Origin of the sequence: Hypericibacter adhaerens, assembly GCF_008728835.1 — a bacterium.
GTDB lineage: Bacteria > Pseudomonadota > Alphaproteobacteria > Dongiales > Dongiaceae > Hypericibacter > Hypericibacter adhaerens.
Genome location: NZ_CP042582.1, coordinates 4,762,503 through 4,783,347, shown reverse-complemented (window position 1 = coordinate 4,783,347; position 20,845 = coordinate 4,762,503). Strand labels below are relative to the sequence as shown.

At 69.2% G+C, this 20,845-nt stretch carries 16 protein-coding genes; 12 read left to right on the top strand and 4 right to left on the bottom strand.

What is annotated here, in order from left to right; translation table 11 throughout:
• Positions 1-23: 23 nt before the first annotated feature.
• Both FRZ61_RS21365 and FRZ61_RS21360 read right to left on the bottom strand, forming a co-directional pair.
• Complete coding sequence (locus tag FRZ61_RS21365) at positions 24-887, bottom strand: branched-chain amino acid aminotransferase (RefSeq protein ID WP_151119635.1); 864 nt, start codon at positions 885-887, stop codon at positions 24-26.
• Positions 888-1,163: 276 nt separating this feature from the next.
• On the bottom strand, positions 1,164-1,724 hold the full coding sequence (locus tag FRZ61_RS21360) for a S24 family peptidase (RefSeq protein WP_318526349.1): 561 nt from the start codon (positions 1,722-1,724) through the stop codon (positions 1,164-1,166).
• 312 nt (positions 1,725-2,036) lie between these two features.
• Here FRZ61_RS21360 and FRZ61_RS21355 point away from each other — a divergent pair, with 312 nt between their 5' ends.
• From FRZ61_RS21355 to FRZ61_RS21335, 5 genes are all read left to right on the top strand, one after another.
• Positions 2,037-3,125 carry a quinone-dependent dihydroorotate dehydrogenase gene (locus FRZ61_RS21355; protein WP_151119633.1) on the top strand — a complete coding sequence of 363 codons (1,089 nt, stop codon included), beginning with the start codon at positions 2,037-2,039 and terminating at the stop codon, positions 3,123-3,125.
• 85 nt (positions 3,126-3,210) lie between these two features.
• The gene (locus FRZ61_RS21350) at positions 3,211-4,452 is read left to right on the top strand and encodes an EAL domain-containing protein (protein ID WP_151119632.1); all 1,242 of its coding nucleotides are present in this window, start codon (positions 3,211-3,213) and stop codon (positions 4,450-4,452) included.
• 108 nt (positions 4,453-4,560) lie between these two features.
• The gene (locus tag FRZ61_RS21345) at positions 4,561-5,454 is read left to right on the top strand and encodes a TIGR01459 family HAD-type hydrolase (RefSeq protein WP_151119631.1); all 894 of its coding nucleotides are present in this window, start codon (positions 4,561-4,563) and stop codon (positions 5,452-5,454) included.
• 201 nt (positions 5,455-5,655) lie between these two features.
• Complete coding sequence (locus FRZ61_RS21340; RefSeq protein ID WP_151119630.1) at positions 5,656-6,162, top strand: hypothetical protein; 507 nt, start codon at positions 5,656-5,658, stop codon at positions 6,160-6,162.
• 116 nt (positions 6,163-6,278) lie between these two features.
• The gene (locus FRZ61_RS21335; protein WP_151119629.1) at positions 6,279-6,836 is read left to right on the top strand and encodes a response regulator; all 558 of its coding nucleotides are present in this window, start codon (positions 6,279-6,281) and stop codon (positions 6,834-6,836) included.
• Between the two features lie 3 nt (positions 6,837-6,839).
• Here the strand turns inward: FRZ61_RS21335 and FRZ61_RS21330 are convergent, their stop codons facing one another.
• On the bottom strand, positions 6,840-8,024 hold the full coding sequence (locus FRZ61_RS21330; RefSeq protein WP_151119628.1) for an aminotransferase class V-fold PLP-dependent enzyme: 1,185 nt from the start codon (positions 8,022-8,024) through the stop codon (positions 6,840-6,842).
• Positions 8,025-8,196: 172 nt separating this feature from the next.
• Here FRZ61_RS21330 and scpA point away from each other — a divergent pair, with 172 nt between their 5' ends.
• The 7 genes from scpA (at position 8,197) to FRZ61_RS21295 (ending at position 19,639) form a co-directional block, all read left to right on the top strand.
• Positions 8,197-10,347, top strand: a complete 2,151-nt coding sequence (gene scpA / locus FRZ61_RS21325; RefSeq protein WP_225308937.1) for a methylmalonyl-CoA mutase — start codon at positions 8,197-8,199, stop codon at positions 10,345-10,347.
• Positions 10,348-10,490: 143 nt separating this feature from the next.
• On the top strand, positions 10,491-14,090 hold the full coding sequence (locus tag FRZ61_RS21320; protein WP_151119626.1) for a coiled-coil domain-containing protein: 3,600 nt from the start codon (positions 10,491-10,493) through the stop codon (positions 14,088-14,090).
• Between the two features lie 38 nt (positions 14,091-14,128).
• The gene (locus FRZ61_RS21315; RefSeq protein ID WP_151119625.1) at positions 14,129-14,806 is read left to right on the top strand and encodes a toxin-activating lysine-acyltransferase; all 678 of its coding nucleotides are present in this window, start codon (positions 14,129-14,131) and stop codon (positions 14,804-14,806) included.
• A gap of 312 nt (positions 14,807-15,118) precedes the next feature.
• Positions 15,119-17,002, top strand: coding sequence for an ABCB family ABC transporter ATP-binding protein/permease (locus tag FRZ61_RS21310; RefSeq protein ID WP_151119624.1), 1,884 nt, complete (start codon positions 15,119-15,121; stop codon positions 17,000-17,002).
• A gap of 24 nt (positions 17,003-17,026) precedes the next feature.
• Complete coding sequence (meaB, locus tag FRZ61_RS21305; RefSeq protein WP_151119623.1) at positions 17,027-18,016, top strand: methylmalonyl Co-A mutase-associated GTPase MeaB; 990 nt, start codon at positions 17,027-17,029, stop codon at positions 18,014-18,016.
• A gap of 153 nt (positions 18,017-18,169) precedes the next feature.
• Positions 18,170-18,469, top strand: a complete 300-nt coding sequence (gene rpmB / locus FRZ61_RS21300; protein WP_151119622.1) for a 50S ribosomal protein L28 — start codon at positions 18,170-18,172, stop codon at positions 18,467-18,469.
• A gap of 339 nt (positions 18,470-18,808) precedes the next feature.
• The gene (locus tag FRZ61_RS21295; RefSeq protein WP_225308936.1) at positions 18,809-19,639 is read left to right on the top strand and encodes a phosphoadenylyl-sulfate reductase; all 831 of its coding nucleotides are present in this window, start codon (positions 18,809-18,811) and stop codon (positions 19,637-19,639) included.
• A gap of 149 nt (positions 19,640-19,788) precedes the next feature.
• Here FRZ61_RS21295 and FRZ61_RS21290 read toward each other — a convergent pair whose 3' ends face one another.
• Positions 19,789-20,841: an esterase-like activity of phytase family protein gene (locus tag FRZ61_RS21290; RefSeq protein ID WP_151119621.1), complete on the bottom strand. Its 1,053-nt coding sequence runs from the start codon at positions 20,839-20,841 to the stop codon at positions 19,789-19,791.
• Positions 20,842-20,845: the final 4 nt, after the last annotated feature.

Below are 20,845 nucleotides of genomic sequence, written 5' to 3'. Positions count from 1 at the left end.
GACGGCCCTGGGCTCGCGCCCCGTCACTTCCCGTGCGCGAAGTCCCAATAGAGGTGCCGCGCGAGCTGGTAGACGGGACCCGGCTGCAGAGGGCGGCCTTCGATGTTGGTCACGGGCAGGACCTTGCCGTAATTGCCGGTCGAGAACACCTCGTCCGCGTCCATCACCTCCTGGTAGGTGAGGCTGCGCTCATAGACCTCGATGCCCGCCTGGCGCAGCAGCTTGATCACGCGAGAGCGGGTGATGCCGGCGAGGAAGGTGCCGTTGGGCACCGGCGTGTGCGCCGCGCCGTCCTTCGCGATCCAGATGTTGCAGCTCGAGAACTCGGCCACATGGCCCATCGGATCGAGCATCACGGCCTCGTCGAAGCCGCGGGATCGGGCGTCGGCGCTGGCGCGTCCGGCCTGGGCATAGAGCGCCACGGCCTTGGCGTTGGTGGGCGCCGTCTCGGGGCTCGGCCGGCGCCACTTGGAAACGCAGGCCGAGGAGCCCTTGGGCTCGGGCAGCGGCGATTCCACGACCGAGATCGCGATCCGGGTCGAGGCCGGGTCGGGCGCCATGAAGCCGTCCTCGGACCACATGAAGGGGCGCAGATAGAGCGGCGTTCCCTTGGGAAACTTGGCGATGCCCTCGCGCAGGATCTCCTCGATCTGGCCGGCGCTCATCGGCGAGGCGAGGCCCAGCGCCGCGGCGGAGCGGATCGCGCGCTGGCAATGGAGATCGATATCCGGGGTGACGCCCTCGAAGGCCCGCGCGCCGTCGAAGATCGCGGCTCCCATCCAGATCGCGTGCGACCAGGCGCTCATGAGCAAGGGGTCGCCGGTGACCCATTTCCCGTCGATGAAATGCTGCGCGTTGATCGAAGGTGCCTCGTGAGCCTTGCCCATGGTTTTTCTCGTGGAGGTGTGTCTTGTGGTTTTGCCGTGCGTTGGTCGCCAGCATACCGGTTCACCCGGTCACACGAAACTCACCGCCCGGCAAGGCCTCCTTGCGCGGCGCGCATGCGGAGTTTCCTCACGCGAATGTCACCGCGACATTTGCACGATCGTCATCCGGCTTCACGCGGGGACCTCCGGCGGAGAAGCGAACGGGCGACATCGCGTCGCAGCCCGAGAAGGCCGCCCGGCGATGCCGCCCGTCCGCTATCGATCGGCGAAGGGACGTTACTGGCTGACCCAGATGATCCGCGCCATCCAGCGCAGCTCGTCCGGGGCATAGGCCCGGTCCTCGCGTGCCGAGTTGAGCGAGCGCAGCTCGATCCGCTTGGCCGTGCGGCGCACCAGCTCGCGCACCGCGACGTCGCCCTTGCGGTTCTTGATCACGACGCGGTCGCCGCGCCGGATCGGTGCCGCCGGCGAGACGATCAGGAGATCGCCCGAGCGGTAGGTCGGCTCGAGGCCGCTGCCGCCGACCTTCAGCGCGTAGGCGCCGATCTCGGTCACCGTGGGCAGCTCGAACTCGCCCCAGCCGCGTCCCGTCGGGAAGCCGGTCTCGTCGAACAGCCCTGACTTGCCGGCCTCGCTATAGCCCAGCATCGGCAAGGTCCGCCGGTCGGCAGTGCCGCCGGAAGGACCGATCAGGCTCACGAAGCTGTTGAGTGATTCGCCGGTCGCCTCAAGAATGCGAGCCAGGCTGTCGGTGTTGGGCCAGCGCAGCTTGCCTTCAGGGCTCTTGCGCTTGCTCTTGTTGAAGGTCGTCGCATCCAATCCGGCGGCACGGGCCAATCCTGAGGGGCTCATGCCATGCTTGCCGGCCAGTCTGTCGATCGCTCGCCACACATCCGCGTGTCGCAACATTATCTCTCCCTCGCTGACAACAAGCGCGAATCAAATCCTCTCCGGCACGGGCCCCTCCACCGTGCCTTCCGTTGATTGCTTCGACGCACGTTACGTTGATGCTTGCGTCTTTAAACCCCGTTCCGGTCGGGCGTCAACATCGTTCCTGCCGCACCGGTCAATATGATCCCGTTCCGGGTCTTTTATTCCCATCTTGACCCAATTGTTCAAAGCTATCAGAAGGTTGAATCAAGCCCGGTCATGACTGATTTTTCATCTTTAGCCACGGATTTTCTGCGGCTGCTGGCGCCGGAAACGGCGCACCGGCTCACGGTTCGCCTGCTGGCGGCGGGACTGGGGCCGCAGGCGCGCGAGGCCGAGGATTCCATTCTGGAAAGCCATTTATGGGGCCGGCGCTTTGCCAACCCGATCGGAATGGCGGCCGGCTTCGACAAGAACGCCGAGGCCTGTCGTGGCATTTTCGGGCTGGGCTTCGGCTTTGCCGAGATCGGCAGCGTCACGCCGCGGCCCCAACCTGGCAATCCCAAGCCCCGCCTGTTCCGACTTTCGGAGGACAGGGCGATCATCAACCGCATGGGCTTCAACAATGACGGGGTCGATAGGGTGGCGAGCCGCCTGTCGAGTCGCGGGGTGCTGCCGGGCCCGCTGGGTGTCAATCTCGGCAAGAACAAGGACAGCGCCGACGCGGCCGCCGACTATGTGGCGGGCGTGCAGGCGCTGGCGCGCCACGCCGACTACCTGGTGGTCAATGTCTCCTCGCCCAACACGCCGGGCCTGCGGGCGCTTCAGGGGCGCGAGCCCCTGGCGGCGCTGATCGCGGCGGTGAAGGCTGCGCGTGATCGGGCCTGTCCCGAGGCGCCGCCGCCGCTTCTGGTCAAGATCGCGCCCGACCTGCAGCCGGAGGACAAGCAGGACATCGCCGCGGTCGCGATGTCCTCGGGGCTAGACGGGCTCATCGTCTCCAACACCACGATCGCGCGGCCGGCCTCGCTCAAGAGCCCCGCGCGCAACGAAGCGGGCGGCCTCTCCGGCGCGCCGCTGTTCCAGCCTTCGACCGATCTCCTGGCCGAGATGTACCGGCTGACCCAGGGCCGGCTGCCGCTGATGGGGGTGGGCGGTGTGGCCAGCGGCGCCGATGCCTATGCCAAGATCCGCGCCGGCGCCTCGCTGGTGCAGCTCTATAGCGCGCTGGTCTATGACGGACCGGGGCTGGTGGGCCGGATCAAGCGCGAGCTCGCCGAGGCGCTCCGGCGCGACGGCTTCTCCAGCCTCGCCCAGGCGGTGGGGTCGGGCCAGCGGCCGAAGGTTCCTGCGGGGCCCGCCGCTTAAGGCTGCGTTAAGCATAAATCAAGCCTTTGACGGCCATCTTGGCGGCACTCTCCGGAGCTTCATCAGCCGGGACAGACCCTCCGCGATGTCGTTGATCCGCCACGTCTCCTTGTTCCTGCTCTATGCCGCCGCCGCGGTCGCCGCCGCGTATGCGCTGCCGCAGAGCGCGCCGGCATTGCTGCTGGGCCCGGGCCTGCTCTGGGGCGCCTTCGTGCTGCTGGTCGGGCTCGCGCTGCATCAGATGCTGGCGACGCGGACCGCCCTGCGCGCGGCCGAGGCCGATCGCGCCGATGTGGCGCGCACGCTGCGCGACCAGAGCCGCGAACTGCTGCGGCTGCGCGACGAGGCCGACGCGATGCGCGAAGCCCTGCGCGAGCGCCAGCAGGATACCGGCGTCTCGACCGTCGTGGCCGAGGTGAAGCTGCTGCAATCGCTGATCGAGCGGCTCTATGCCTCGCGCACCGGCGAAAGCGCCATCGAGGCGCCCGCGGGCGAGGCGGCACCGGCCGCGGCCGCCCAGGCGGGCGGTGTGCCGGTCGCGGCCGTGATCGCGCGCGCGCCGGCGCCGGTGCGCCGCGATTTCGACGAGCGCAAGATCCTGGCCTCGGTCGAGGCGGCGCTGCGCGACAACCGCGTCGAGCTCTGGGTCCAGCCGGTGGTGAGCCTGCCGCAGCGCAAGCGCCGCTTCTTCGAATGCTACACCCGCATCCCGGCGGGCGACGGGGCCATGGTGCTGCCCGAGCAGTATGTCGGCGTCGCCGAGCGCAGCGGCATGATCACGGCGATCGACAACATCCTGCTGTTCCGCTGCATCCAGATCGTGCGCAAGCTCTATGACCGCAACATGAGCGCGGGCTTCTTCTGCAACATCTCGCCGCGCTCGCTGCAGGATCGCGAGTTCTTCAAGCAGTTCATCGCGCTGCTTGCCGAGCACAGCGCCATCGCCTCCTCGATCGTGTTCGAGTTCCCGCAGGCCGCGGTCGAGCGCCACGATCCCGATCTCGAGCGCGATCTCGAGAAGCTGGCGGCGCTCGGCTTCCGCTTCTCGCTCGACCAGGTGACCGATTTCGAGTTCGACGCGATCGAGCTGGCGCGCCGCAACTTCCGCTACGTCAAGGTCGACGCCAACCGCCTGATCCCGCCGCCGCTCGGCATCGCCGAGCAGGACCCGGAAATGGTCAAGCGCAAGCTCGATGTGGCGGGCCTCGATCTGATCGTCGAGAAGGTCGAGACCGACGCCATGCTGGTCGAGCTGCTCGATCTCGGCATCGATTACGGCCAGGGCTATCTCTTCGGCGAGCCGCGCCTCTCCCGCCTCGATTTCTGAGCGCGTTCCGAGCGCGGCAATCGCCCGGGTTCACGGCGCTCTTGCGCCCGCCCGCCGCGATCGGGCATCTAGGGCCGCCCAAGCTTCCTTTTCCTCGCGAATTCCTTCATGACCGTCTCCACGCTTCCGCCCTTCATCGCCGGCCTGGCGCCGGTCGCCGATCGCTACGACGGCTACCTGGTCGATCTCTGGGGCGTGATGCATAACGGCGTCAGGCCCTACCCGGCGGCGGTCGCCTGCCTCGCCGAGCTCAAGCGCCGGGGCAAGCAGGTGCTGCTGCTCTCCAACGCGCCGCGCCGGTCGGCCGAGGCCGAGCGGCGGCTCACCGCCATGGGCATCGAGCGGTCGCTCTATGACGGGCTGATCACTTCGGGCGAGGCCACCTGGCACGACGTGAAGGCGTTCGACACGCCCTTCTTCGAAGGGCTGGGGCGGCGCTGCCTGCCGATCATGGCGCCCAGCGATGCGGGCATGCTGGAGGGGCTCGGCGTCACCACCGTCACGGAGGTCGCGCAGGCCGATTTCATCCTGGCGCTCGGCATCGAAGGGCCCGGCGACAAGCTCGAGAAGTTCCAGCCGCTGCTCGAGGCGGCGATCCGGCGTCGGCTGCCGATGGTCTGCGCCAACCCCGATCTCGAGGTGATGCGGGGCGAGGCGCGCGAGATCTGCGCCGGCGCCATCGCGCTCGCCTATGAGGAACGGGGCGGGCGGGTGCGTTATCACGGCAAGCCCCATATCGGTGTCTATCGGCGCTGTTTCGCGGCGCTGGGGGGAATGGCCGCCACACGGATTCTCGCCGTGGGCGATTCCTTGCGCACCGACATCGCCGGCGCCGCCGCGGCCGGCACCGACAGCCTGCTGATCCTGGGCGGCATCCTCGAGGAGCAGCTCGGCGGGCCCGAGAGCATCGCCGCGGCCGCCGTCGATCCGGCGCGGGTGGGCCGGCTGCTGGACAGCTCGGCGGCCCGGCCCGGCCTCCTGATGGCCCGGTTTGGCTGGTGATCCGGCCAAGGAACACAGAGCGGCCATCGGGCGGGCCCGAGCCGGCTTAGCCGTTTCTTCACCGCGTTCTCCCTACCATCGCCGGTCCAGGCTCGCGTGGGTCCCGCGGGGCCGGGAATCCTGCGTCCCCGTGAACAAGCCTGAGAGGGGCCGGCTCGCTTGTCCGCTTTCCCGTCATCGCCAGAACCCGTGTCCGGCGGGATGACCGGCGCCGCGCCCGGCGCCGCCGCCGATCCGCATGCGCGGCTGCGGGCGAAGCTGGCGGAGACGCCGATCCATCCGAAATCGTTCCTGGCGACCGACTATCTCAACCACTTCAACGAACCCGCCATGCTGCTCGAGATTCTGGCCGACAGCCCGGAATGCCTGGAGGATCTCGCGGCCTGGAAGCCGCTCAGCTATGCCGATCACTTCCGTGCCAGCGGCCTTTCCTACGCGGAGCTGGCGATCGAGGCCTATCGCCTGTCGCCCACGCCGTTCCGCATCGGCTTCGAGCTGGTGGTGGCGGAGATGAACGCGCTGGTCGCGGGCGCCATCAAGCAGGCCCGCGACGCGATCGAGAAGAACGACCCGGAGGCCTTCGCCGCCATCGCGACCGATGCCCAGCGCCTGCAGGAGCTGGTGGCCGAGGCCGGCGGCATCGTCCAGGGCGAGCCCTCGCGGCGCGTCACCCAGGCCGCCATCGACGCCCTGATGGGCCAGAAATAGCGGATTGAAATAACAGGCGTTTTCGGGCCGTGGGCGGGATTCCCGGGCGCGGTTAACCGGCGATTCATGACAAGGTTCCTAGGCTCGGGGCCGGGAATGGATGCCTGGAACCGGCCATGAGCTCTTCGATTCCATCCGCACCGCGGCGCATCTTGAGCGCGCTCAAGGTCCTGATCGTCGACGACAGCCCGCATATGCAGGCGATCCTGAAGCGCGTCCTCACGGACATGAACATCCGCGACCTGGTCGTCGCCAAGGACGGCGAAGCCGGCCTGACGGAGCTGCGGCGCATCCATCCGGATTTCATCTTCGTCGACTGGACGGTGAAGCCCGAGGGCGGCAGCCATTTCGCGCGCGCGGTGCGCTCGCTCGAGGACGGCGTGCTCGCGCGCACGCCGCTGATCATGATGGCCGCGCAGTCGGACGTCATGCGGGTCAAGGGTGCGCGAGATGCCGGCATCAACGCCTTCCTCGCCAAGCCTGCTTCGGTGCAGGCGATCATGAGCCGCGTGCTCTGGGTGCTGAGCGACGCCCGCCCCTTCATCCAGAGCGATCACTATACCGGCCCCGACCGCCGCACCCGGACGCTGGCGCATGAAGGCGACGAACGCCGCCAGGCGCTGGTGCCGCCGCCGGCGAAACCGGCCCGAACGGCACGTCACGCGGCGCGTTGAGTATTACGCGCCGCGCAGCGTCAGCAGCGCGTCCGCCAGCCGGCGGTAATCCTCGATCTCGTTATAGATCTGCGCCGAGACCCGCACCCAGAGGCTGCCGCCGAAGGGGATGATCGGCACCTCGATGCCATGTTCGCGCCAGAGTCGGTCGTTGAGAGCGAGCGCCGCGGGCCGGTCCTGGCCTTCGAAGCCTTCGAGCCGTACCGTCGCCATGGCGCCGCGCAAGCGGGGCGACTGGCCCTCCTCGCCGCCCAGCGCCGCCGACAGCAGCGTCGCGGCCTCGTTCGCCAGGGCATGGTTGTGGGCGCGGATGGCGCCGTCGCCCATGCGCCGATAGAAGGCGATCGCGGCCCCGGTCGCGAGCCAGGCCGAGGGATCGCGCGTGCCGACCCAGTCGAACTCGGCGATGAAGCCCTGACCCAGCCCGTGCGAGATCGTGGTCGGATGCAGCCCCGCCTGCCGGTCGCGTCGCGCCCAGAGGAAGGCCGTGCCCTTGGGCGCGAACAGCCATTTATGCGCATTGCCGGTGACATAGTCGGCGCCGAGGCCCGGCAGGTCGAACTCGATCTGGCCCGGCGCATGGGCCGCGTCGACCAGCACGCGGGCGCCCACCGCCCGCGCCTTCGCCGCCAGCGCCGCCACGGGCAGGATCAGCGCCGTGGGCGAGGTGACGAGATCGAGCGCGAGCAGCTTCGTGCGCGCGTTGATGTGGGGGGTGAGCGCATCGATCGCCTGCTGCGCATCGGTCATCGGGTAGGGCAGGGGCGCTTCGATGTAGGTCGCACCGAAGCGCTCCGCGAGATGGCGCATGGTGTTGCGCACGGCGTTATAGACATGGGTTGTGGTGAGGAGCTCGTCGCCGGGCGAAAATTCCAGCGAGCGCAGAACCGCGTTCATGCCCTGGGTCGCGTTCTCGACGAAGACGAGATCCTGGGGATCGGCGCCGAGGAAGCGCGCGAGCTCGGCCGCGTTGGCCCGGAGCGCCTCGGGCAGGGTCTTCTGCATGAAGCGGGTGGGGCCGCGCTCGAGCTCGAGCCGCCAGCGCTGCTGCTCGGCCAGCACCTCGTGCGGCGTGGCGCCATAGCCGCCATGGTTGAGATAGGCGATCGCCGGATCGAGCGCCCAGAGCGGCAGAAGCCGCCGGCCATAGTCGGGACGATTGGCGGCGGGAGCTTGATCGGGCGGCATGACCGTAAGGATGATTGCGGGGCGATCGGATAGACCGGGCGGACTATGGCGAGGCGCCCCGATCCTGGCAATCGGGGCTCCGGCCATGGGCCCGGCCTCTCCGCATGGACGCGGCGGAGTCCCCTCCGCTATACTTGCCGCAATGCAGCACTCCGATGGCAGGAGCTGGGAATTGCCTGATTTTCCGAAGAAATCTCTCGCCGACTGGGCGTCTCTCGCGGGCAAGGAGCTGGGCGGCCAGCCGGCCGACAGCCTGATCTGGAACACGCCCGAGGGGATTGCGGTGAAGCCGCTCTACACGGCCGCCGACCTCGAGGGGCTGGAGGCGGCCCAGAGCCTGCCGGGCTTCCCGCCCTATCTGCGCGGGCCGCGCGCCACCATGTATGCCAACCGGCCCTGGACCGTCCGGCAATATGCGGGCTTCTCCACGGCCGAGGATTCCAACCGCTTCTATCGCGAGAACCTGGCCGCGGGGCAGATGGGCCTCTCGGTCGCCTTCGATCTCGCCACCCATCGCGGCTACGATTCCGACCATCCGCGCGTGATGGGCGATGTCGGCAAGGCCGGCGTCGCGATCGATTCCGTCGAGGACATGAAGATCCTGTTCGACGGGATCCCGCTCGACAAGATGAGCGTCTCCATGACCATGAACGGCGCGGTGCTGCCGGTGCTGGCGGGCTACATCGTCGCCGCCGAGGAGCAGGGTGTGCCGCCGGCGAAGCTCTCCGGCACGATCCAGAACGACATCCTCAAGGAGTTCATGGTCCGCAACACCTACATCTATCCGCCCGAGCCCTCGATGCGGATCGTGGCCGACATCATCGCCTATACCGCCCAGCACATGCCCAAGTTCAACTCGATCTCGATCTCGGGCTATCACATGCAGGAGGCGGGGGCGACGGCGGTGCAGGAGCTGGCCTTCACGCTGGCCGACGGCGTCGAATATGTGCGCGCGGCCCTGTCGTGCGGCCTCAAGATCGATGATTTCGCGCCGCGCCTCTCCTTCTTCTTCGCCATCGGCATGAACTTCTTCATGGAGATCGCGAAGCTCCGGGCGGCCCGCCTGCTCTGGGCCAAGCTGATGCAGCAGTTCGAGCCCAAGAATCCCGCCTCGCTGGCGCTGCGCACGCATTGCCAGACCTCGGGCGTGAGCCTCACCGAGCAGGATCCCTACAACAACGTGATCCGTACCACGGTCGAGGCGTTGGCGGCGGTGCTGGGCGGCACACAGTCGCTCCACACCAACTCTTTCGACGAAGCGCTGGGCCTGCCCACGCCCTTCTCGGCCGGCATCGCGCGCAACACGCAGCTCATCCTCCAGGAGGAGAGCGGCGTCGCCCATGTCGTCGATCCGCTGGGCGGCAGCTACTATGTCGAGCGCCTGACCGCGAGCCTCGCCGCCGAGGCGATGAAGCTGATCGAGGAGACCGAAGCGCTCGGCGGCATGACCAAGGCGGTCGAGACCGGCATGCCGAAGCTGCGGATCGAGGAGGCGGCGGCGCGCCGGCAGGCGCGGGTCGATCGCGGCGAGGAGGTCATCGTCGGCGTCAACAAATACCGCGCCGCCGAGCCCGCCCAGGTCGATGTGCTCGATATCGACAACAGCAAGGTGCGCGAGCAGCAGATCGCGCGGCTCGAGCGCGTCCGCGCCACGCGCGACGGCGCCCGTGTCGCGGCGGCGCTGTCGGCGCTGACCGAGGCGGCGCGCTCGGGCGAGGGCAACCTGCTGGCGCTGGCGGTCGAGGCGACCCGGGCGCGGGCCACGGTCGGCGAGATCTCGGCGGCGCTGGAGCAGGTCTTCGGCCGCCATCGTGCCGCCACCCGCTCCATCAGCGGCGTCTATGGCGCGGCCTATGCGGGCGACGAGCGCTTCCAGAAGATCCAGCGCGAGGTCAAATCCTTCATCGACGCGACCGGCCGGCGCCCGCGCCTGCTGGTGGTCAAGCTCGGCCAGGACGGCCATGACCGCGGCGCCAAGGTGATCGCGACCGCCTTCGCCGATATGGGCTTCGACGTCGATATCGGGCCTCTGTTCCAGACCCCGGAGGAGGCGGCCCGCCAGGCGATCGAGAACGATGTGCATGTGATCGGCGTCTCGTCGCAGGCGGCGGGCCACAAGACGCTGGTGCCGCAGCTGATCGAGGCGCTGCGCAAGGCCGGGGCGGGCGACATCCTGGTGGTCGCCGGCGGCGTCATTCCGCCGCAGGATTACGACTTCCTGCGCAAGGCGGGCGTGGCCGCGATCTATGGTCCGGGAACCAACATCCCGCTGGCCGCGGCCGAGATGATCGAGATGATCCGCCGTCATCGCAAGGCGGCCTGACATCCGTCCGATCAAGCCGAATCGGCTTGATACGCGAATCATTCTCCAGTTATTTGATTCCGAGCCGGAATCGCGGACTTGCCCGATTCGCGAGGGGTCCGGTCTTGCTCCAGGCCTGAGGGGTTCGAGTTCTGGGGAACGGCATGACGGCGAAGGGGGGACGGTGGCTGGGCGCGGCGGTCGGCCTCGTGCTGACGGTCGCGTGGCTGGCCCTGGTCTGGACTTACGTCGATCGCGAGATCGGCTGGAACAATGTCGGCGGCATGCTGCCCCATGAGCTGGGGGCGGCGATGGCGGGCGCGTTTGCGCCGCTGGCCTTCCTCTGGCTGCTCCTTCTCTACTGGATCCGCGGGCGCGACCTGGCCGATGCGGGCGCCGCGATCAACCGCCAGCTCGGCCTCCTGACCTTTCCCGACGAAACGGCGGCCACGCGCGTGGAGGCGGCCGGGGCCGTGCTGAAGCGGCAGGCCGAGGCGCTGCGCTCGGCTTCCGACCAGAGCTCCGAGCTCCTGGGCGGCTTCGCGCTGCGTTTCCAGAGCGAGGCGGCGGCGCTGACCGAGGTGGTGCAGCAGGCCCGCGCCGAGACCGACAAGCTGCGCGAGGGCCTCGCGGCCGAGATCGCCTCGGCGCGCGAGGTGGCGGCCAAGCTCGATGCCGAGCGCGTCCATTGGGGCGAGATCGTGCGGCGCCATGGCGACAGCGTCACCTCGGCTGCGGGTGCCGCCACCGAGCAGATCGCGCGCGAGATGGAGCGGCGCACCGACGAGATCGACGCCGCCGTGACGCGGGCCCTCGAGCAGGGCACCTCCATGGCGGCCGAGATCAAGATGCAGGAGGAGCAGCTGGGCCAGGCGGTCGATTCCGCGATCGACCGCTTCGGGCAGGCGATGGCGCGCCTCGCGCGCGAGCTGGCGGCGGCGGGCGACCGCACCGCGCAGCGCGGCGGCGAGCTGGTCAACACGCTGCAGCAGCAGATGGAGGCCCTGGGCCGCACCGCCGACGATGCGACCATGAACCTCAAGACCGATCTCGCCGCCTCGACCGAATATCTCACCAACAGCCTGACGCGGCTCTCCGACGATATCGAGGCGCGGCTCATGGCGGCCGACAAGCAGACCACGCAGATCGGCGAGGCGGTGCGCGCGGCGGGTGCCGCCGGCGCCGAGTTCGAGCGCACCCTCGCGGAGCGCACTGCGGCCCTGGCCCGGACCGGCCAGAGCGCCCGCGACGAGGCGGCCGCGGCCGGGGCCGCGTTGAGCCGGCTTGCCGAGGAAACGGCGAGCGCGATGCGCCAGCCTCTGGACCAGACGCTCGCGCATCTCCGCTCGGTCGCGGCGGACAGTACCCAGACATTGCAGCAGACGGGCCAGACGGCCCGCGACGAGGCCGCCACGGCGGGCGCGGCCTTGAGCCGGCTCGCGGAAGAGACCACGAGCGCGATGCGCCAGTCGATGGAGCAGGCGCTCGCGCATTTCCGCGCCACCGCCGCCGACAGCACCGCGACCTTGCAGCAGACGGGCCGGACGGCGCGCGACGAAGCCACGGCGGCAGGTGGTGCGCTGAGCCGGCTGGCGGAAGAGACGGCGGACGCCCTGCGCCGGTCGATGGACCAGGCGCTCGAGCATTTCCGCGTCACCGCCGCCGACAGCACGGCGACCCTCCAGCAGACGGGCCAGACGGCCCGCAACGAGGCCATCGCCGCCGGCGCCGCGCTGAGCCGGCTCGCGGAAGAGACGGCGAGCGCCATGCGCCGCCCGATGGATCAGACGCTGGAGCATTTCCGCGCCACCGCCGCCGAGAGCGCGCAGACGCTGCAGCAGGTGGGCCAGGGTGCCCGCGACGAAGCGGCCGCGGCGGGCCAGGCGCTGGGGCGGCTCGCCGACGACACCGCGGCTGCGATGCGCCGGCCCTTCGACCAGGCGCTCGACCATCTGCGCGCGATCGCGACCGAGAGTGCCGCCAATGCCAAGGCCCTCTCGGAGGATCTCACGCGCCAGGCCAATGCCGTGCAGGCGCAATCCGCCGCGGCCCAAGGCGAGGCGGCGGCGCTGGGCGCTTCGCTGGCGCGCCAGATGGAAGACGTCACCGCCGCGACCGTGGCACTGCGCAACGAGGGCCAGGCGAACGCGGTGTCGCTGCGCGGCGAGCTCGAGGCGGCGCTGGCCCAGTTCCGCCAGGCGGGGGGCGCGCTGCTCGCCGATCTCGCGGTGGGCGCGCAGGGCGAGGGCGAGGAGATGCGCCGGCGTCTCGCGGCGGCGGCGGCCGACTTCTCCGCCGAGGCGCAGCGCCTGCTCGAATCGGTCGGCAGCGAAACCGATCGCATCGGGCTGCATTGGCGCGACAGCACCGAGGAGGCACAGAAGCTCCGGCGCGCGCTCGCCGAACAGGCCACCGGCATCGAGCAGGCCTCGTCGGCCTCGGGCGAGCGCATGGAGGGAGCGCTGCGCCAGGCCGAGACCAAGCTCCTCGAATACAAGCGCAGCACCGACACCATGCTGGAGAAGATCGACAGCATGATCATGGCCGGCCGCGACCAGGCCGACCGGATCGGCGCCACCGCGGCCGACGGCGCCGGCAAGATCGAGAATGCCGGCCGGCTCTTCTCGGACCAGGCGGCGCGGCTCGCGGCGGTGGCGACCGGCGCCTTCACCGCGCAGCAGCAGGCGCGCGAGGCGATCGGGAAGCTGTCGGATGCGCTGGGCGAGACCACGGGCGTCAGCGCCGTGCGCATCGGCGAGCTCGAGCGCATCGTCGGCACGCTCAAGGCCGATCTCGTCAATGCCGCCGAGGAGGCCTCGCGCAACTCGCGCGCCATCGCCGAGACCTTCCGCGGCGACACCGAGCGGCTGGTCGGCATGGCGCGGCGCGCGGCGATGCAGGTGGCGGCGGTGCGCGGCGTGGTGAAGGACCAGCTCACCGAGCTGGGCCAGCTCTCGACCCAGGTGGGCCAGCTCGTCGACATGATCCGCGACAGCCTGCGCGGCCAGTCGGAAAGCTTCGCCTCGGTCGCGGCCGGCGCCCGGGCCGACACCGCGGCGATCAAGGGCGAGCTCGAGAGCCAGATCCAGCTCCTGACCCAGCTCGGCGACCAGGTGGCCGAGCGGCTCGACAAGGCGGGCGGCACGCTCGACGGCCGCACCGAGAAGCTGGTGGAAGCCACCGACTATGTAGTGCGCCGCACCAACGAGATCGGCGCCACCTTCGGCGAGCGGGCCCAGTTCCTGACCGAGACGGTCGAGCGCATCGGCGGCCAGGTGGGCGAGCTGGCGCAGCGCTTCGACCAGCAGAGCCAGCAGCTGGCGCGCTCCACCAGCGCCGCCGAGACGCAGGTCCAGAACCTGAAGCGCGTGCAGGAGAACGTCACCCGCGATCTCTTCCTGCGCGCGGCGGCGGTGATGGTCGAGGAGCTCAACTCGCTCGCCATGGATATCAGCAAGCTGCTCGAGACCGACGTGCCGGCCGATGTGTGGAAGGACTACCACAAGGGCGACCGTTCGATCTTCGCGCGCCGCCTGTTCCGCGGGAAGGACAGCTATCTGGTGCCCGCCATCGAGCAGCGCTACAAGGATGACGACCGCTTCCGCGACATGGTCGAGCGTTACATGGAGCGGTTCGAGGAGTTGCTGGCGCAGGCGCAGGAAGCCGATCCGGAAAGCGTGCTTAACGCCGCCTTCATCACCGCCGATGTAGGCAAGCTTTACCTAGTTCTGTCGCGCTCGATCGGCCGCAGCGCGCCGCATTGATCTGCCGGCCCTGAAGATGCCGCCGCAAGGAGTTGGCCATGGAGCCGCCTAAGCCCAAGCGCCCGCCGGGTGCGCCGCAACCGCAGCCGCAGCGCCCGGGTGCCCCGCGCCCCGGCCCGCGCAATCCTGCCGCCGCCAACCCGGCGGCCGCGAAACGGCCGGCCGGCGGCCCGGCCGCGCCGCGCGCCATTCCCAACGTCCAGGGCACGGCCTTCCTCGGCTCCGACATCGCGCCGGTGCCGGCGGCCGAGGGCAAGGAGCCGCTGGTGAGCCGCAAGCTGCCCAACCGCGTGCTGGCGCTGGGGCTCGCGACCGAGCTGCTTCATACGCGGCCGCCCTTCAGCAATTTCAGGTTCGGCAAGCTCACCGGCGTCATCCGCGGCCAGATCCGGCGCGGCCATTATCTCTTCACCTTCCGCGGGAAGCAGCCGGTGGGCTATATCGGCTGGGCCGAATGCGACCAGAAGGTCGCCGAAGCCTGGATGGAGCGCAGCTACATCCCCACCTATCAGGAGTGCACCGGCGGCGATTCCTGCGTGCTCATCACCTTCGTCTCGCCGGGCACCACGGTCACGCTGCACCTGATCCGCGAGGCGCGCAGGCTCTATCCGGACCGGCCGATCTATTTCATGCGCGAATACGAGAACGGCAAGAAGCGCAAGGCCACCGTGCTCAACCGTTTCTTCGAGCGCGGCGAAAAGGGCGAGAACAGCTAGTCTTGCTTCTTCTCCCCCGGCAAGGGCGAGAAGGACGCGCAGGCTTGGTCGAAGCGAAGCGGAGACCCGAGCCGGAGCTGGATGAGGGGGCTCTCTCCGGCGAGAGCGCCACAAGCTTCACTACTCACCTCACCCTCCTTCGCCCCATGGGCTGCGGAGGGCAGGCCCTGCTCGATCTCCCGCTCTGTCCTCCGAAGCGCAAAGCGCGTAGGAGGATCGCGGGCGGAGAGGAAGGAAAACACCTTCAACGACCAGCCACGGTTTCGTGCTAGGGATGTTCCGATCCCACACGCTTAAAGCCCTACCCGCGCCATGGTTCCTCCCGTCGCATCGACTGCCGCCCGTTCGAGCTATCGCGGACAATGGTCGGCGCTGAAGTCGCTCCTGCCGCATCTCTGGCCCAAGGGCGAGGGCGAGCTCAAGGCACGCGTGATGCTGGCCTCGCTCTGCCTGGTGCTCGCCAAGGTCGCGAACCTCTATGTCCCGATCCTGTTCAAGCGCATGGTCGATGCGCTGGGCGTGACCGGGACGGCGCTGGCGCTGCCGCTGGGCCTGCTCCTGGCCTACGGCCTCGTGCGCGTCATGGCGCAGATCTTCGCCGAGCTGCGCGACGCCGTCTTCGCCAAGGTGGCGCAGCGCGCGATCCGGCGCGTGGCGCTGCAGACCTTCCGCCATCTGCATCGGCTCTCGCTGCGCTTCCATCTCGATCGCCAGACCGGCGGCCTTTCGCGCGCGATCGAGCGCGGCGCGAAAGGCATCGAGTTCCTGCTGTTCTTCATGCTGTTCAACGTGTTCCCGACGCTGGTGGAGATCGGGCTCGTCTGCATCGTGCTCTGGCATCTCTACGATGTCTGGTTCGCGCTGGTGACCGCGGTCACGATCGGCTCCTACATCTGGTACACGCTCTTCGTCACGGAATGGCGGCTCAAATACCGCCGGCGCATGAACGAGAGCGACAGCGAGGCCAACACCAAGGCGATCGACAGCCTGCTCAACTACGAGACGGTCAAGTATTTCGGCAACGAGGAGCACGAGGCGCGCCGCTACGACGTGGCGCTGCAGTCCTACGAGAAGGCCGCGATCAAGACGCGGGTCAGCCTCTCCTTCCTCAATATCGGCCAGGCCGGCATCATCGCCGTCGGCGTGACCCTGATGATGGGCATGGCGGCCCAGGGCGTCGTCGCGCATCAGATGACCGTGGGCGACTTCGTGCTGGTGAACGCCTATCTGATCCAGCTCTACCTGCCGCTCAACTTCCTCGGCACCGTCTATCGCGAGCTGCGCCAGTCGCTCATCGACATGGAGCAGATGTTCGCGCTCCTGGGCCTCTCGGTCGAGGTGCCGGACCGGCCGGGCGCGCCGCCGCTGGTCGTCGAGCGCGGCGAGCTCGTCTTCGATCACGTCGATTTCGGCTATGACCCGCGCCGGCCGATCCTGAAGGATGTCTCCTTCCGCGTGGCGCCGGGCCAGACCGTGGCGGTGGTGGGGCCGAGCGGCGCCGGCAAATCGACGATCTCGCGGCTGCTGTTCCGCTTCTACGACGTCGATGCCGGCCGCATCCTGATCGACGGCCAGGACCTGCGCGAGGTGCAGCAGGTCTCGCTCCGCGCGGCGCTCGGCATCGTTCCGCAGGACACCGTCCTCTTCAACGACACGGTCTATTACAACATCGCCTATGGCCGGCCTTCCGCGACGCGCGAGGAGATCGAGGCGGCGGCGCGGCTCGCGCGCATCCATGATTTCGTCACGGGCCTTCCCGACGGCTACCAGACCAAGGTGGGCGAGCGGGGCTTAAAGCTCTCGGGCGGCGAGAAGCAGCGCGTCGCGATCGCGCGCACCATCCTCAAGGGCCCGGCGATCCTGCTCTTCGACGAGGCCACCTCGGCGCTCGATACCGGCACCGAGAAGGAGATCCAGCAGAGCCTGGCCGAGGTCTCGGCCGACCGCACCACGCTGGTCATCGCCCACCGGCTGTCGACCGTGGTCCATGCCGACGAGATCCTGGTGCTGCAGGAGGGCCGCGTCGTCGAGCGCGGCCGTCACGAAGCGCTGCTGGCACAGGGCGGCATCTATGCCACCATGTGGGCGCGCCAGCAGGCCCAGGCCCGCAAGCCCATGAACGGTGAAACGGGCGGCGAGGCGCCGGTGGTGACGCCGGAGCCGGCTTTGCGGGCGAGGGGGAATCATGGGCGATGACGGTTCATGAGCGGTGATTGAGTCATGAGCGGCGATTCCGAGCGTTCGCTGATGGAGCTGGCCGCGGGCGTGGAGGCCCGCGACCGGCGCGCGCTCGCCCGCGCCATCACGCTGGTGGAATCGAACCGTCCCGCCGACCGCGCCGCCGCCGATCGGCTGATCGAGAAGCTCCTCCCGGCCACGGGCCGCGCGCTGCGGCTCGGCATCTCGGGGCCGCCGGGCGTGGGCAAATCGACCTTCATCGAGGCCTTCGGGCTGCATCTGGTGGGCGCCGGCCACAGGCTGGCGGTGCTCGCGATCGATCCTTCCTCGCGTGTGAGCGGCGGCTCGATCCTGGGCGACAAGACGCGCATGGCGGAGCTGTCGCGTCATCCGGCGGCCTTCATCCGGCCGTCGCCGGCGGGCGAGACGCTCGGCGGCGTCGCGCGACGTACGCGCGAGGCGATGCTGGTCTGCGAGGCCGCCGGCTTCGATCTCGTGATGATCGAGACGGTGGGCGTCGGCCAGTCGGAGACCGCGGTCGCGGACATGGTCGACCTGTTCCTGCTGCTGGTGCAGCCGGGCGGGGGCGACGATCTCCAGGGCATCAAGCGTGGCATCGTCGAGCTCGCCGATCTGGTGGTGGTGACGAAATCGGACGGCGATCTCGAGGCGGTCGCCGGACGGACGGCGGCCGACTATCAGGCGGCGCTGCGATTGCTGCGGCCGGCGGCCGAGGGGGCCGTGCGGGTGCAGGAGGTCTCGGCCGTCACCGGCAAGGGCATTGCCGCGCTGTGGCAGGCGGTCGAGGCGGCGGCCCGGGAAGCGGAAACCAGCGGCGCCCGCGGCCGCCGGCGCGCGGCCCAGGCCCGAAGCTGGCTCTGGAGCGAGCTTTCGGAGAACCTCCTGGCGGCGCTCAAGGCCCATCCCGAGGTGGCCGGGCGGCTGCCCGAGCTCGAGACCCAGGTGGCCGCCGGCCGGGTGAGCCCGCCGGCCGCGGCGGCGGTGCTGCTGGCGGCCTTTCGCAAGGGCTGACCCTTCCCGGGGCCGCCGCCTTCCGGCCCGCGACGACCTGCCCCGACGCCGGGGTTGACGGCAGGGGTGGGGCTGCCGTAAAACACGCGCCTCGCCGCCGGGCTCCGTCATCGGGTTCAGGCGGTAAATTTCTGTTAAAAGAAGGACTTAGCCATGGCGCGCCGCTGCCCCTTGACCGGCAAAGGCATCCAGTCGGGCCACAATGTGAGCCACGCCAACAACAAGACCAAGCGGCGGTTCATGCCCAACCTGCAGCAGGCGTCGCTCGTGAGCGATGCGCTCGGTGGCGTCGTCCATATCCGCCTCAGCGTCAATGCGCTGCGCACGGTCGAGCATAATGGCGGCATCGACGCCTATCTGCTCGGGATCGCCGATACGCGCCTGTCCGACGACGCACGCCGGCTGAAGAAGCGGATCGAGAAGGCGCTCGCCAAGCAGCAGAAGGCCGCCTGAGGCCTTTCACGGGTTTCGGCCCCGAGGGGCCGTCAATCTCCCTCTCTGAAGACGGCGAAAATGCCGCCCGGGTCCAAACGGGCGGCATTCGCTTTTCCGGGAACCGGCGATGCCGGGGACGGGCGCTGCAGCCCGGTTCAAGTCTGAGCCGATGTAAACGCTTCCGGCGATCATTCTTATTCAGCATCAAACTCTTACTGCTGCTTCACCATATTTAACACGTGGTATAAGTGTTATAAAAATAATCACGAACAAGCAGGGTAATTCATTTGACCCGCGACCCGGCGATCACAGCTAATGGGAAGAGGCCAAGAGGGCCTCGCGAGGAGTGGCATGCCCATGGACGTGATGTTCGCCGACTGCGCCAGCCGCAGCTTCACCGAGCCGGCGCCGGCCCCGGCCGCCAAGGCCGATCCGGTGATGGAGAGCCTCGCCGGGCTCGAGGGCATGGCGGCGCCGGCCAAGGCGAAGCGCTCGCCGCTGGCGGCCTATGCGGCGGACCTCGATCTCCGCTTCCTCGGCATGAACACCTCGAAGATCCTCTCGACCGCGATCCGCGACCTCTTTCCCGGGCGCATCGCCGTGGTCTCCTCCTTCGGCGCCGAGGCCGCGATCGTGCTCCAGCTCGTGGCGGAGATCGATCCGTCGGTGCCGGTGATCTTCCTTGAGACGGGCAAGCATTTCGACGCGACCCTGATGTATCGGGACATCCTCAGCCAGCGCTTCGGGCTCACCGACCTGCGCTCGATCGAGCCCGATGCGGCGGGAGTCGCGGCCGAGGATCCTGACGGCGATCTCTGGTCGCGCGATCCCAACCGCTGCTGTGCGCTGCGCAAGGTGCGGCCGCTGGAGCGCGCGCTCAAGGGCTTCGACGCCTGGATCACCGGCCGCAAGCGCTATCACGGGGCCGAGCGCAGCGCACTGCCCTTCGCCGAGGCCTCCAACGGGCAGATCAAGATCAATCCGCTGGCGAGCTGGACCTCCGCCGACGTGCAGGCGGCCTTCAAGCGCTACCGCCTGCCGCAGCACCCGCTGTTCGACGAAGGCTATGCCTCGATCGGCTGCGCGCCCTGCACGCGGCCCATCCAGGCGGGCGAGAACGCGCGCGACGGCCGCTGGTCCGGCACCGACAAGCGCGAATGCGGCATCCATCTCGACTATCAGATTTGAGCCGAGCGAAAGAGCGACCCGGACATATTCCCACGTCATCCCCGCGAAAGCGGGGATCCATCTTGATCCAGCACACCAAGCGTTGATCTGGATCCCCGCTTTCGCGGGGATGACGAATAGGAGCAACGCCGAGGCTCGGTCTTTCTGCGCTACGCCCCCGCCCAGTGGAACTGCAGCAGCAGCGTGCGCTGGAGCGGGTTCTGGTTGTCGTCGGACATCACGAAAATATAGAAGCCGCCCTCGGGCGCCGGCGTCACGGCGAGACATTCGAAATTGTCGACCGTCAGCGGCAGATGCCATTCGGCCAGCAGCGTCGGCTCCAGGCGGGCATTGCCGGCGAGCGAGGCGGCGGGCAGGTAGGAGATCCGCGCGCCGGGTCCGTTTGCCTTGGTGAAATAACGCTCGAGCAGAAGAACGCCGCCCGACGGGAGCGCGGCCAGCGCGGTCGGGCGGAAGCCGTCGCTGCGCCGGATCGTCACCGGGCTCCAGGCACCGGGCTTGCCGATCCAGCCTTTGCCGTCGCCAGGCGCATCCTCCTCGCCCTCGGCCAGCATCAGCAGCCGCCCGCCGGGCAGCTCGGCCATCGCCTCGATGCCGTTGTTCTCAGGCAGGTCCCGGATCTCGGCCGGCGCGCCGAAGGAGGTCGCGGGCCCTTCGGGCAGGCTCACGGCGGCATCGGCGCCCGGATAGCTCCAGATCCGGTGATCGCGCTCGAACCCGACGAGCCAACGGCCGTCCGCGAGCCGCGTCATCGATTCGGCATCGGACTCGAATTTCTTGACCAGGGGCGCGCCGACCAGGTCACGCAGCGGTGCCGCTTCCGCCGTGGGCACGCCGGTCAGCCGCCCTTGCGCGTCGCGCGTAAGCGTGAGGCGCCACCACCAGCCGATATCGGCGACGCTCAGAAGCGCCGTGCCGTCGGGCGCCAGCATCATGTCCGAGAGCCCGCCCCAGGGTGCCGCGGGCTTGGTCGCGAGCAGGGTGGGGGCCGGCATCAGCACGAAGCCCGCGACATAGTCGAGGGCGCCGAGCCTCGTGATCGCCGGATGCATCGGATCGAGCGGCACCGGCAGCGTCTTGAGCGGCGCCTCGTCGGCCGCCGGCGCCGTCGGCACCGCGAAGGCGAGGACGAGCGCCAGCAGCGCCGAACGAAGGATGTAGCTGAGAACGGCACGCCCGCGGATGGGGCGGTGCCGCCTCACGGCG